The sequence below is a fragment of the Kordiimonas sp. genome, from assembly GCF_048260245.1.
In the GTDB taxonomy this organism is placed as follows: Bacteria; Pseudomonadota; Alphaproteobacteria; order Sphingomonadales; family Kordiimonadaceae; genus Kordiimonas.
On the sequence record NZ_JBLXGZ010000001.1, the window covers coordinates 119,504 to 132,739 of the forward strand.

Consider the following 13,236-nt stretch of genomic DNA (forward strand, 5'->3'; position numbering starts at 1 on the left):
CGATGAAAAACGCACTTTTTAATATACTTGTTATATTTTCCTTGAGTTTTACATTAAGTTTGAGCGCTGCTGCTTCACCGGAAATCGGGGCAGAGGCACCTGCATTTACCGCGACAACCAGTAATGGCCAGGAGATCTCGCTTGAGAGCTTTCGCGGCAAGCCCGTGATGCTTGAGTGGACCAATCATGATTGCCCTTTCGTGCGGAAACACTATGAAAGTGGCAACATGCAGCGCACACAGCGTTCACTCACCGAAGAGGGTGTCGTCTGGTTATCAGTTATATCGAGTGCGCCCGGCGAACAAGGACATGTCTCCCCCAACGAAGCGAATGCATTGACCACTAGCCGCGGAGCCTATGCAAACCACGTGATACTTGATCCAAGTGGTACAATCGGGCGACTTTATGCTGCGAAAACCACCCCGCACATGTTTCTGATCGATGAAGAGGGAATATTAAAATATATGGGTGCAATTGATGACCGCCCCTCCGCTCGCGCTTCCTCGCTTGAGGGCGCCACCAACTACGTGCTTGCCGCTTGGGAAGCGCTAAAATCAGGCGAGGCGATAGAAAATACCAACACAAAACCCTACGGCTGTTCGGTGAAATATTCGGCCGGACACTAGCGGTAGCATCTCGCTTTTCGGCTTTTTTCTTGTGTTACAAGAAGATAGACGGAATTAAGGGTGTGTTAAGCCTATTGATTGACACTGAATGAACTGTAAGATGCATTTAAGCATGTGTCTGAAGTATCAGGCTTCATTTTTTTAAAACGCGGGGCAGGCCCACCATATGTTCCTAATAATCGGTCTTGTAGTCGTCCTTGTGATGGTCTTCGGCGGCTTTGCTTTGGCAGGTGGCAAGTTCACCATCATTGTAAAAGCTCTGCCGTTCGAGTTGATGATCATCTTTGGGGGATCAATTGGAGCGTTTATAAGCGCCAATTCTACAGGTGTAATGAAAAAAGCGCTGGGCGGAATTGGCAAGGTAATGAAAGGCCCTCACTGGAAGGCTGATGATTACCGTGATCTCTTGTGCCTGATGTTCCTACTTACAAAAACCATCCGTACCAAAGGTGTGGTGGCGATTGAAGCTCATATTGAGAACCCCGAAGAATCCAAGATATTTCAGCAGTTTCCCCGAATCGTGGAAGACCATCATGTGGTGGAATTTATCTGCGATTATATCCGCATGATGACCATGAACTTTGACGATCCAAATCAAATGGAAGATGCAATGAACGCGGATCTGGATAAGCATCATGCAGAAGAACACGAGCCACAACATGCATTGCAAATAATGGCAGATGGCCTGCCTGCGGTAGGTATTGTTGCAGCTGTTCTGGGCATTATCAAAACAATGGCTGCAATCGCCGAGCCTGTTGAAGTGCTGGGTGGCATGGTGGGGAGCGCGCTTGTCGGGACCTTTCTGGGTATCTTCCTCTCATATCTGATGATTGCGCCCATCGCGGGTCGGCTGAACCAGATATTGACAGAGGATGGCCAGTTCATGCAGTTGGTGAAGATTGTACTTGTCTCACATCTGCAAGGTAACCCACCACAGATCTCCGTTGAGCTTGGCCGCCGCAATGTGCCATCGCACCTCATGCCAACGTTTATTGAGCTCGAGGAAGCAATCGCGGAACTGCCGCCGGACATTTGATAAACTTTGAAAAAATGAATGACGTCAGCGCGACCATGCCGCAATATGGTCGCGTTTTTGTATGTACAGTCACTTTTTAAATTAAAGGGTCACCATCATGGTTGAAGGCACAAAAGTCCGCGTCGGTATATTGGGAGCAAGTGGATACACGGGGGCTGACCTTGTGCGCCTTCTTGTGCGACACCCGAACGTAGAAATCGCCTTGATGACTGCCGAACGTAAAGCGGGCATGCCGATAGGGGACGTTTTTCCGCATCTGAAAAACCTGAACTTGCCAGATTTGATTGGTATTGACGAGGTAGAATGGCCCGCCGTTGAACTGGATGTAGTTTTCTGCGCTTTGCCCCACGCCACGAGCCAGGAGGTGATCAAAGGCCTCCTACATGAAACAAAACACAGTCTATTGGACGAGATGATTGTCGAGACTACGGAAGACCTTGCTTCATCCTTTCAAGGGGAAGTGAAGGTGATTGACTTGTCTGCTGATTTCCGGCTGCGCGACGTGGACACATATGCGGAATGGTATGGGCGCGAACACGGAGCACCCGAACTTCAGCACAAAGCAGTCTATGGCTTACCGGAATTGTACCGCGACGCCGTCAAAACTGCCGCGCTGGTGGCATGTCCCGGCTGTTACCCAACTGCCGCGTTATTGTCACTCGTGCCGCTGCTGCGGGGTGGCCTGATCCAGCCGGCAGATATAATTATTGATGCCAAATCAGGGGTATCTGGTGCAGGCCGCTCCCTCAAGGAGCCAAATCTTTATGTTGAAGTTTCTGAGGCAATGCACCCTTACGGTGTTGGCCATCACCGCCATATGCCGGAAATTGAACAAGAACTCACAGTCGCTGCGGGTACCAACGTCGCCATCAGCTTTACACCTCATCTGGTGCCTATGAACCGCGGTGAGTTAGAAACGATCTATGTGAAATTGACGGAAGGCCAAACCGCAGGTGACCTTAAGGAGCATCTGGCTTCGTTCTATGCCGACGAGACCTTTGTCTCAGTTTTGCCTGATGGTGTCATGCCGGCTACACGCATGGTTCGAGGGTCTAACAACTGTGTACTTAATGTGTTTGAGGACCGACTGAAGGGCAGGGCGATTATTATTGCCGCTATTGACAATCTCGTAAAAGGCTCATCCGGGCAGGCAGTCCAGAATATGAACATTATGTTGGGCCTGGAAGAGGTAACCGGCCTTGAACAGGTTGCCATGTTCCCATGAGTGGTAAAAGAGCTCTATACAAGGAGACATCTCTCGGGGGCAGGCTCACGCCTTTTAAGGGCATATGGCCAACTGTCGCTGAAGATGCGTATATTTTCCATGGTGCCCAAGTCGTGGGCGATGTCGAGATCGGGGCAGGCACCAGCGTCTGGCACAATTGTGTGCTAAGGGGGGATGTAAACTCCATCCGGATCGGCGAGCGCAGCAATATTCAAGATGGTACTGTCATTCATGTCAGTACCAAAACTTTTCCGACATTCATCGGCAGCGATGTTCTGGTGGCTCATATGGCAATGCTGCACGGTTGCACCCTCGAGGATAATGCTTTTGTCGGAATGGGCGCCATCGTGATGGATAATAGCATTGTCAGAACAGATGGCATGCTTGCTGCTGGTGCAATGCTGACACCTAACAAGGTTGTCGGCGCAGGAGAGTTGTGGGCTGGTCGCCCGGCAAAATTCATGCGCAATGTCACCGATGTTGAACTCAGCAAAAATCGGTCAATGGCGGAACATTACAGGCGTTTGGCTGACCAGCACAAACTTGATAGTCTGGGGCTGCCTGCGGCAGTACCTTACCCCTAACTGAACCTGCGCTTGCCAACACCGGATAATTGGTCCGACATCAAATAGACAAACAATAATGCAATTTTAATATTCGTGGCATTGATTTTGCCCCCTTGTTTCGATAGCAAGGCACCCCAAGTTACTGTCATTACGTGTTTTTTTACTAAAAGAGAGGTATCCAATCATGAGTTTTGAACTGCCTAAGCTCCCCTATGCGCAGGACGCACTCGAACCACATATTTCCGCCGAGACACTCGGGTTTCACCACGGCAAACACCACAACGCTTACGTAACAAACCTGAACGGACTTGTTGAAGGCACCGAATTTGAAGGCAAAAGCCTTGAACAGATTATGATTGCAACCGCCGGAAAATCAGATAAAGCCGGTATCTTCAACAACGCCGCACAAGTCTGGAACCACACATTCTATTGGCATTCCATGTCTCCTAACGGCGGCGGTGAGCCGACAGGCGAACTCGCTGAAAAGATCAAAGCCGACTTCGGTAGCTTCTCTGATTTCGTCGATGCTTTCAAAAAAGCCGGCGCCACACAGTTTGGTTCAGGGTGGGCATGGCTCGTTGTGGGCAAAGATGGGAAACTTGATGTCGTGAAGACCCCCAATGCAGAATGCCCTCTGACAGACGGCCTCAAGCCATTGCTGACCATGGACGTTTGGGAACACGCCTATTATCTTGATTACCAGAACCGCCGCCCGGACTACATCGACACATTCCTGGGTAAGCTGGTTAACTGGCAGTTTGCGGCCACCAATTACAGCGCAGCAACATCGTAAGCCAAGGGAAGCCTTGGAGACGAAAAAAAGGGCCGGATTATACCGGCCCTTTTTCATGTTAGTTCCAGCGGACGGCTACCAGCCGGCCCCGCCATTCTGACCGCTTATCATACAATACAGCATCGGGATCGAGAGCAGCGTGTTAGTGCGGCTAAAGAGCATCGCCTTGCGAGCTGCTGCGGGTTTAGCAGTGGCCTCGGCCTCAACGATTCCAAGTGCGACTTTCTGGTTCGGCCAAATGACAAACCAGACATTGAACCACATGATGATCGCCATCCACATTCCAATGCCAATCGAGCGAGTACCTTCAGCAAGCGTAAGGGCGTCAACGATGTATCCATTCACCGATGCCAGCCACAGGCCACTCAACAGCGTAAACATCGCACCCCAGCGGAACCACCATAGCGCCTTGGGCGCAATATGTTTGCCGATCGCTGGCTTCATTTCATCAGGAATAGAAGGCATGGTCGGTATTTGCACAAAATTGAAATACCACAACAGACCGATCCACATTACACCTGACAGGACGTGAACGTAGCGCGCAATAAACGCAGGATCAAAATCAACCCCCATAAAACCTTTTGACATCACAGCGATGACCACCACAAGAAGAACGAATCCTGCGATTACGGTATTTTGTAGTGACTCAAGAATTTTTCCCATTTCCTAGCTCCCCATTTGCTAATGCAAATTCTGTAACAGAGATCAAATCTTACCGCTGTGGTCTGGGTTTCACAAGAAAAACAGCGGCCTAGGCCGGCAGTAGGCTGAAAAGCGGTTGCTTTTGACCGCCTTAATCGCCATTTTCACGCCATGCAGAAGAACCTAGATTCCAGCCAATATTGCCAGAGCATGGTGCGCGAAGACGACCTTGAGCGGTATTATATCACTCTGTTTGCCCCCTCATGGGCACAACCACAGCTCTGGGCTTTGTTCGCGTTCAACCAGGAAGTGGCAAAAACGCGCGAGAATGTCTCAGAGCCCATGATCGGTGAAATCCGGTTGCAATGGTGGCGCGAAGCATTGGAAGGCATATCAAATGGCAAGCCGCGGGAGCACCCGGTGGTTCAGGCGCTGTCCGGCGTCACTGCCTTTACCCGTATAAGACCTATGCTTGATGAGATTATCGACGGGCGAGAACAAGACCTCAGCACCGAGGTGGCTACCGACTTCAAATCTCTGGCGGCATACGCCGATAAGGTTGGCGGAGCTTTGTGTGTCGCCGCTGCCTATATTCTGGATGGCGGCATCCCGGCGTCGGATATCTCCGCAGCCAGAGCCACGGGCAGGGTATGGGCCATGATAGGTATATTACGGGCGCTTCCCTTCCAGATTAAGGATGACAAAGAGTTCTCAGCGACCGGAGCTTCTCTGCAGGGCTTCAGAGGGGTAACGATCCGCGAGATGGAGCAGAGGCTCAAACCTCTTACTACCGCGATGTTTAGCTTCATTGAAGAAGGTTTTACTGAAGCAACCACCCCGGTCTCAACCAGTATCCGCCCAGTTATGGCGTTGAACAGCCTATCAAAACTTCATATGGATGCGCTGGATAAAGCCGAAGGAAGCCCCTTCAGGATGACAGAGTATGAAAAAGGCAACCTAAGCAAGCTGTTAGCTCTCTTATCATATCATCTATTCAAAAGATAAAAGCCCGCGAAGCACATGCTTGCAGGCAGACAAAGCGATAAAGGCAAAACCTTACGCTTGAATGTCTACTTTCTCACCTACACCAGGACCGGTTGAAGAAGCTTCAACCTCTTTGCGCTCAACAGCGGAGTCGTCCGCAGCTTTGCGTTCTGTCGCAGATGACTCAAGTGACCCCGACCGGCCAGCTGCTACAATGTCAGCGCTGCTTGCGGATGATGCACCTTGAATATCCATATTTTTTGCTCCAAACGCGTGTGTTTACCCATGACACACGCTCTCTCAACACGTATGAGTATACACAAAATGACAAAAAAGCCAATGCTAAAGGGTTGGCTGGCAATCAGAGGGCTGCATGATACAGGAGTCGCGGACATTTTTGGCCAGCGTATTGTGCGTTGTTGTGGCAGCGTGCACTACGAGCGCACCTGGGAAACGTGTAACTGAGGACGTTGGCCCGGTGTCGGCGTATGCCCGCAATAACCTCGCGATCAATAACCCATCCGGAATAATCAAAGTTGGCGAGGGGTTTGAGAAGGCCGGTGATTACGCCGGTGCTCTGGCCTTGTTTCGTCAGGCACTGGCCGCCGCCCCTGACCTACTGGAGGCCAAAATCGCAGTCGCCCGTGTTTTAATCCCACTTGGCAGAGACACTGAGGCGGTAGAGGCCCTGTCAGCATTGCTGGAGCAACACCCGCAGTCTCGTATGACAAGAATGGCGCTTGTTGATGCACAGGTGGCAAGTGGAACATACGAGTCTGCCAGCAATACATTCGCCCCGCTGCTGGTGGGAGCCTCGGCGCCCGAGGTTTACGACATGGCGGGTAGGCTGGCATTCGTAGCTGGGAATAGTGACAGAGCCCTGCAGTACTTTGATGCCGCATTAAAGCTTGATGCCAACCACCTGCAAACCTTGCGTCACCTGGCTCTCGCCTATGCGATTAATGCGAAGTTCGAGAGTGCCGTTGCGCTCCTGAAGCCAGCGATGGATCACCCCGGCAGCCAGCTCGATGCCCAGCGCACGCTCGCCACCATCTATGCATTGTCAGGTCAAAAGAGCGCGGCCCTGCACATTGCGCGCAGTGCAATGGCCAGCGAGGAAGCAAACAACATGCGTGTTTTTTACGAGTTACTGCCAAGGCTTTCCCGGCTAGAACAGGCTGAGGCACTCATGTTCGACCGCGTCCCCAAGGAAGCGATTTTGCACCTGCGGCGCTAACGAGGCAATTTGCCCCCTTGCTCCACGCCGTCTCGCACGGTAACAGTTCGCGGCCCGAATATAGAACCAGTCAGGATCAAAACGTTGAAAAAGTGTCAGAACATGCCCGAAGTCAGAGCGGAAATTGACCGTGTCGACCGCTTGCTCGTCCCCCTTCTTCTGGAACGGCTGGAATACATAAAACAAGCCGGACACATCAAGCCAGAGCGAGACGCTGTGCGCGACGAATGGCGGATTGAGGACGTCGTGCGCAAGGCGAGGGCTGTCGCAGCTGACCAAGCTGGTGATACAAAGTATATTGAAGATATATATCGGCATCTGATCGATTGGAGTATCGCTCACGAGTTTGATATCTGGGATGCTGCAAATAGGAAGGCCGAATAGCATTACCCTTTAACGGGAAGTGCCGCTGCAGTTTGTGCAAACGGCGACGGTGGGATCTAGCTCAAGCCGTTTTTTATTAATTTCCTCACCACATTGTAAACAATTGCCAAATTCGCCGTTGTCTAAGCGGATGAAGGCCGCTTTAATCCGAGACAGCGCCTGATGGCGACTCGCAGAAATTGCCCTGTTCATGGCCTGGCCCTGTAACGCATCACTCCGGGATAAGCGCCCGACGCGCGATTGATCCAGCTCCACCGACTTCAATCCATCACTCGCCGCGTTTTCAAGCGCTTCAAGTTCACTTTGCAAGCTCAAAAGCACCGCTCGCCAGTCAATGTCTTTCGCCATGTTCGTTTCCCCGTCTGCACCAAGGATATCAGGCTCAGCCTGCATGGCCAATAGCACCTGTCATCACACCCGGATCGATAAGTCCGCGGATCGTATCGGAGGAATAGCTAGGTATCATCGGCGTTGCTCAGGCTATATGATCTGCATTAGACAAAAGGACGCCTCGGCATCCTTTTGTACGGCCCGGAGGGCGACCCTCATCTTCCGCTGGTTTTGACTTCCTATTCCGCAGCAGATTTTCCCAGACCAACCATCTCGTCCACATGGGCGCGGCGGGCATCATGTTCTTCCGCCACAGCCATATCGTTTGCCTGCATCGCGTCAATGTCGATATCGGCAAAGCCAAGAATTCCCATCTGACCGTAAGCCGTCTGTATCTTATCACCCCATAGGCCGATATCTTTGACAATAGGCACAATACGACTAAAGAGGTTAGTGCGGAACATCTTCATGCCTTCGCTGTTTTCAAGATAATCCAGACATTCCTTCATCGGATAGCCAAGCGTCTCCCACACTTCCTTGTTCTGAAAGCGATCACGCATCAGATAGCAGGCTTCGATCAGGAATTCTTCGCGCTCATCGCGTTCGGATTGCGTCAGTTCGGGATAGTATTCTCTCAATGCAAGCCGCCCGAATGCGACATGCCGCGCTTCATCCTGCATAACATAAGCATTAACGGCGGACGCAAGGGGGTCCGTGCCATGATCTCGAATATTAGCGAAAGCGGCCAAGGCAAGCCCCTCAATCACCACCTGCATGCCAAGGTAGGTCATATCCCAACGGCTATCCCGCAGGACTTGGTCCAGCAAGGTTTTCAACGGCCCGGTTATCGGATAGGCGAGACCTATTTTTTCCACGAGGTTTTTATATGTTTCAACATGACGGGCTTCGTCCATCACCTGAGTTGAAGCATAGAATTTAGCCTCTGTATCCGGCACATTTGTTACGATTTTGGCACTACATATCAAGGCACCTTGCTCGCCATGCAGGAACTGGGAATTGCTCCAGGCCGCTTGATGCAATAACGCTTCGCCTTGCTCTCTGGCCGACATCTTCATAAAAAAATCGGCACCATATAGAGGGAAATACTCGATAGGAATGCCAAGAGGATTTTCCGGGTTCAGCTCGTGGGACCAGTCGATGCGAGACTCTGCGTCCCACTGCATTGATTTGCCCTTACCATACAGGCCGAGTAAATCTTTACGGTCATCTGTATATTGCCAATTAAATAGCGCTTCAAAGTCCTGCGGCACTTCCCATGCCGAATCTTCAATTGCATTTGCATAAAGTGGGTCAAGTGCCATCGAATCCCCTCCCGTCATCATCAGCACATTATTTTTTAGACGCATCAGTCTACAAAATAATGTGTGAGCGAGCAAGGTGTTTGATGATAATATTATCAATAGTGTGGACTGCGTGTAAATAAAAAGGCAGCCGCACGTTGCGGCTGCCGAGTTGACCAGGGAGAGAAGGGCTCCTAGGTTTAAATCGTTTGGTCTTAAGCGCTAAGTTTCTGCGACCCGCGACCGAACTCAGGGTAGGCTTCCAGGCCAAGCTCTGCCAAGTCAGAGCCAACTTCTTCCTCTTCCTCACTAAGTCTGATGCCAAGTGTATACTTCAGGGCCAGCCATACGATCGCGCTTGTCACGACAACAAAAGCGCCGATTGCGACTACACCGATAAACTGCGCCAGAAAAGTGGTATCCGGGTTGGTTATGGCCACTGCCAGTGTTCCCCAGATGCCGCACACCAAGTGAACCGATACAGCACCCACCACGTCATCAATCTTGAGCTTATCAAAAAACGGCACTGCGAACACGACCAGCACACCACCCACTGCACCAATAAGGCAAGCCGTAAGGGGGAGGGGGGTCAGTGGTTCAGCCGTGATTGACACAAGGCCTGCCAAGGCCCCATTCAGCACCATTGAAAGGTCAACCTTTTTATATACCAGCTTGGTGACGATCGCAGCGGCAAAAGCTCCGCCGGCGGCGGCCATATTGGTATTTACAAAGATGTTGGACACTGAAATCGCATCTGACGCGCTGCCAAGGGCAAGTTGCGACGCGCCGTTGAAGCCGAACCAGCCGAACCACAGGATGAATGTACCCAAAGTGGCAAGCGGCAGGCTGGAACCTGGCATCGGACGTACTTTACCTTCCTTGGTATAACGACCAAGGCGTGGCCCCAGAACTATTGCACCAACGAGCGCAGCCCAGCCGCCGGTCGAGTGCACGAGTGTCGAACCCGCAAAATCAGAAAACTCTGCACCGAAAGTCGCAGCGAATCCTTCAGAGTTCAACCAGCCGCCGCCCCATTCCCAGGACCCCTGAATGGGGTATATCAGCCCAGCCAATACCGCGGTGAAAATGAAGAAAGGAAACAGCTTGATGCGTTCAGCAACAGTGCCGGACACAATGGAGGCGGTTGTAGCGACAAACACCATCTGGAAGAAAAAGTCGGAGCCGGCAGCGTAACCGGCAGCATCGATCTCCGCACCTTCCGCAAGGACTGCTGCATCGTCAGGCGACCATAACGAAAAGAACGTACCGAAATAACCAGCGACGTCTTGATACATAAGGTTATAGCCCATCAGCATCCACATAATGCTTGCTAAAGCGTATAGCCCGACGTTCTTGACACAGATATCCGCGACATTTTTGGAGCGCACAAGACCTGCTTCCAGCATAGCAAAACCCGCCGCCATCCACATAACAAGGAAGCCGCCGATCAAGAACAGAAGGGAGTTGAAGATGTAAGCTGTTTCCCCGGAAACCGCAGCGGAAGCGGGTACGGTCAAAAGCATTGCGCCGGCACCAGCCAGCAATAATTTTTTGGTCATAGGTTTGTCCACCATGGTTAGATTCCTTATAGGGCTGCAGCGTCGGTTTCGCCGGTCCGGATACGGACGACCTGATTGAGATCCAGGACAAAGACTTTCCCGTCGCCGATCTGTCCGGTGTGAGCCGCTTGCTGGATGGCTTCTACCACTTGTTCAGCCACCGGATCATCGGTTGCTATCTCAAGCTTTACCTTTGGCAAAAAATGCACCTCATATTCGGCGCCACGGTAGATTTCCTTCTGGCCGCGCTGGCGGCCATACCCCTGAACCTCGGTCACGGTCATTCCGTTAACCCCAATTTCTGCAAGGGCATCACGGACAGGATCAAGCCGGTGCGGCTTAATAATGGCTATGACATATTTCATAATCGCTCCCTATGGTTGGATATGTTCCCCAACGATAAGAGCAGCTTCCATGCCAATTTATAAAATCTATATTTTACAATATGTTAGAAAGTTCATGGCCTAAATTTAGTGCATGAAGGTGATTAAAAAATAGAATATGCCTAAAATTTAATCACACGAAAAACATAATGCACTGTGCTTACATTTTCAGGGTCAGGTGAAGCGGTTCAGAAACCAAACGGAGCAATTGAGGATAGGGTGAGAGACCATTGATCCAAAACGGATGTGGCGGGGGACCGCCGTGCCATATCTTATGGAAGCGCACTTACAGGTAAGAATGGGATTGTTAGCAACTCGATAGCCCTGGCAGATATTGCTCTGGCCTTCAACACACAGTTTGCTGGGGAGGGCAGGTTAGCGTTGGCCCCACGGTGAGCCGTTACCAACATGCTATCCCTCAGCAAAACCGAGATAGCGAAAGAATGAAGACTGTCACTGAGCTTGTCACTGAGGTGGTGGTTCTGGCAGGTCTTCCCGCGACTTTCTCTGATTGTCAACGATATGAGTTGGGCCGGTATCGCTGCAACTGCGATACAGCACGGAAAAAACCTCCTGCGGCGTTGTAGCCTGACCTGTCATGATTAGCTGAAACGCGAGAAAGCCCGCGGAAGCACCAAGGTGTTCTGCCGCGTCATCCCCCAGTTCCTTGATAGCGGAACGGACACCGGCATTACCTACTCCTTCCACGTTCTTGGTCATTTTCTGTAGAAGGGCATTGTCCCGGCCGCCTATCATGTCGACCACTTGCTGAAGCTTCAGAGGCAGTAAAAAGTCTACTGCGGCTGCACCTACATTTCCGTAATATAGGCAAATCTCTTTATTTTTGACATCATCTGCTTGGGCCTGAGCGGTCAAAGATAGCGCTGCCATAAATGGTATAATGATTGCTCGGACATTCATCGATATCGCCTCCAAAAGTCATATAGCAGGTATTCCGTGATCATGTTTTTAATCATGCTGGCTTAACCGCGCGTGAACAATCCTCAAGGCTGGTTAACCTCTATATCGCTCTCAGATGACTTGGATGGTACAATATTTGAAAGGTTCTTAGCCCTCAATTCGGCATCTGCAGTTCCATAAAGGAAGGGAAGTGTTGCGTACCGAGTACCTGCGGTAACCGGTAAAGCTTCATGCAGAAGTGAACAGGAAAACACGACAGCTCCCCCGGTTGGAGCTTTATAGGTCCGCGGTCCAAACTCAGGAAAACGAAGCTCCCCGCCTTCAAATTCGTCCGCATTAAGGTTGATTGTCACTGCAAAGCGACGGTGCGCGGTACCTGGTGTGGTGTTGTCCCTATGCGCCCGGAAAAAACCCTGAGTTTGACTGTCGTAGCAGGCAACGATGTATCGCTCAATGCGGGTGGCTTCAAACTGAAACGACTTTTTTATCTCAGGCAACAATCTTCGGACCAGCGACAGCCGAAGTCCCCTGCGAAGCTCCTCATCCTCTATATCTACGTCTTTCCTTCGCTTAAACGAGGCGTCCTTGATCCCTACCGTTTTACCGTCGATATTTCTCATGAAGCCGCTTTCACGGGCATTGCCTTGATTGTAATAATCAATCATCTTCTGACACAAAGAGCGGGTCAATACACGCGGCACAACCAGAACAGGCGCAAACGAACCACGCTGCTGTCCACCATGGTACTGAGGGTCGGGAAGTTTGCCAACCTCATGGGCGAGCCTGTCGACATGCATCAGCGTGCCGCGGGAATACAGACGCAGTGTCGGGTCCAATATGAACCAGGTGGGCGATAGGCCGCCCTGGCGGCCGTCTGAATCGGTCTGCAGCACTCCATACTTCCGCGCGATCTCCCAGTTTTCGTCGAAGAAGATACGATTAGGCGGAAATGCCTTTAGGACGAGAGGGTCACTAAAGTCTTCCTTGCGCGCTGACACACCAAATATCACCGCGGTCTGGTCATCCCTTGCCCGTACATTTTCCGCGATCTCAGCCAACGCTTTTCGGGCTTCAGTAATCCCTGAATGCCCGAAAAAGACGAGGACGACAAAACGCCCGGCCAGCGAGGAAAAGTCAAATTTGGGGTTCACGGGAGCGGCAGCACCAAAGTATGGCGCAGGCTCACCCCATTCAAGCATATCGCGGATTGTCATAATGAGGCCGTCACTTTCCTTAAAGACGTCGTCAT

The 13,236-nt window shown here is 51.3% G+C and carries 16 protein-coding genes; 8 read left to right on the forward strand and 8 right to left on the reverse strand.

Annotated features, from left to right (window positions below):
• Positions 1-2 precede the first annotated feature (2 nt).
• The 5 genes from ACN0VM_RS00530 to ACN0VM_RS00550 all read left to right on the forward strand — a co-directional run bounded on the left by ACN0VM_RS00530 (position 3) and on the right by ACN0VM_RS00550 (position 4,246).
• Positions 3-626, forward strand: coding sequence for a redoxin domain-containing protein (locus ACN0VM_RS00530; protein ID WP_417448878.1), 624 nt, complete (start codon positions 3-5; stop codon positions 624-626).
• A gap of 166 nt (positions 627-792) precedes the next feature.
• Positions 793-1,662, forward strand: a complete 870-nt coding sequence (gene motA / locus ACN0VM_RS00535) for a flagellar motor stator protein MotA (protein WP_417448879.1) — start codon at positions 793-795, stop codon at positions 1,660-1,662.
• A 97-nt stretch (positions 1,663-1,759) separates the two neighbouring features.
• Positions 1,760-2,887: an N-acetyl-gamma-glutamyl-phosphate reductase gene (gene argC, locus ACN0VM_RS00540; RefSeq protein WP_417448880.1), complete on the forward strand. Its 1,128-nt coding sequence runs from the start codon at positions 1,760-1,762 to the stop codon at positions 2,885-2,887.
• Positions 2,884-3,471 (forward strand): gamma carbonic anhydrase family protein, encoded by a 588-nt coding sequence (locus ACN0VM_RS00545; RefSeq protein WP_417448881.1) that lies wholly within the window; start codon positions 2,884-2,886, stop codon positions 3,469-3,471. Before argC ends, ACN0VM_RS00545 begins: the two co-directional genes overlap by 4 nt.
• Before the next feature lie 166 nt (positions 3,472-3,637).
• Complete coding sequence (locus tag ACN0VM_RS00550; protein ID WP_417448882.1) at positions 3,638-4,246, forward strand: superoxide dismutase; 609 nt, start codon at positions 3,638-3,640, stop codon at positions 4,244-4,246.
• A gap of 75 nt (positions 4,247-4,321) precedes the next feature.
• Here ACN0VM_RS00550 and ACN0VM_RS00555 read toward each other — a convergent pair whose 3' ends face one another.
• Positions 4,322-4,909, reverse strand: a complete 588-nt coding sequence (locus ACN0VM_RS00555) for a urate hydroxylase PuuD (RefSeq protein WP_417448883.1) — start codon at positions 4,907-4,909, stop codon at positions 4,322-4,324.
• A 189-nt stretch (positions 4,910-5,098) separates the two neighbouring features.
• Here ACN0VM_RS00555 and ACN0VM_RS00560 point away from each other — a divergent pair, with 189 nt between their 5' ends.
• A complete protein-coding gene (locus tag ACN0VM_RS00560; RefSeq protein ID WP_417448884.1) occupies positions 5,099-5,893 on the forward strand; it encodes a phytoene/squalene synthase family protein in 795 nt (264 codons plus the stop codon).
• 51 nt (positions 5,894-5,944) lie between these two features.
• On the opposite strand, the gene ACN0VM_RS00565 is transcribed toward ACN0VM_RS00560, so the two are convergent.
• Positions 5,945-6,127, reverse strand: a complete 183-nt coding sequence (locus tag ACN0VM_RS00565; RefSeq protein WP_417448885.1) for a hypothetical protein — start codon at positions 6,125-6,127, stop codon at positions 5,945-5,947.
• A gap of 118 nt (positions 6,128-6,245) precedes the next feature.
• On the opposite strand from ACN0VM_RS00565, the gene ACN0VM_RS00570 reads away from it, so the two are divergent.
• On the forward strand, positions 6,246-7,109 hold the full coding sequence (locus ACN0VM_RS00570; protein ID WP_417448886.1) for a tetratricopeptide repeat protein: 864 nt from the start codon (positions 6,246-6,248) through the stop codon (positions 7,107-7,109).
• A 102-nt stretch (positions 7,110-7,211) separates the two neighbouring features.
• Positions 7,212-7,493, forward strand: coding sequence for a chorismate mutase (locus ACN0VM_RS00575; protein WP_417448887.1), 282 nt, complete (start codon positions 7,212-7,214; stop codon positions 7,491-7,493).
• A 9-nt stretch (positions 7,494-7,502) separates the two neighbouring features.
• Here the strand turns inward: ACN0VM_RS00575 and ACN0VM_RS00580 are convergent, their stop codons facing one another.
• The 6 genes from ACN0VM_RS00580 to ACN0VM_RS00605 form a co-directional block, all read right to left on the reverse strand.
• Complete coding sequence (locus tag ACN0VM_RS00580; protein WP_417448888.1) at positions 7,503-7,841, reverse strand: TraR/DksA family transcriptional regulator; 339 nt, start codon at positions 7,839-7,841, stop codon at positions 7,503-7,505.
• Between the two features lie 221 nt (positions 7,842-8,062).
• Positions 8,063-9,166, reverse strand: coding sequence for a ferritin-like domain-containing protein (locus ACN0VM_RS00585; RefSeq protein ID WP_417449027.1), 1,104 nt, complete (start codon positions 9,164-9,166; stop codon positions 8,063-8,065).
• 173 nt (positions 9,167-9,339) lie between these two features.
• A complete protein-coding gene (locus tag ACN0VM_RS00590) occupies positions 9,340-10,683 on the reverse strand; it encodes an ammonium transporter (RefSeq protein WP_417448889.1) in 1,344 nt (447 codons plus the stop codon).
• Positions 10,684-10,709: 26 nt separating this feature from the next.
• Entirely contained in the window at positions 10,710-11,048 is a 339-nt protein-coding gene (locus ACN0VM_RS00595) for a P-II family nitrogen regulator (RefSeq protein ID WP_262691680.1), read from the reverse strand.
• 483 nt (positions 11,049-11,531) lie between these two features.
• Complete coding sequence (locus ACN0VM_RS00600; protein ID WP_417448890.1) at positions 11,532-11,822, reverse strand: hypothetical protein; 291 nt, start codon at positions 11,820-11,822, stop codon at positions 11,532-11,534.
• Between the two features lie 248 nt (positions 11,823-12,070).
• A complete protein-coding gene (locus ACN0VM_RS00605; RefSeq protein WP_417448891.1) occupies positions 12,071-13,186 on the reverse strand; it encodes a 2OG-Fe(II) oxygenase in 1,116 nt (371 codons plus the stop codon).
• Positions 13,187-13,236: the final 50 nt, after the last annotated feature.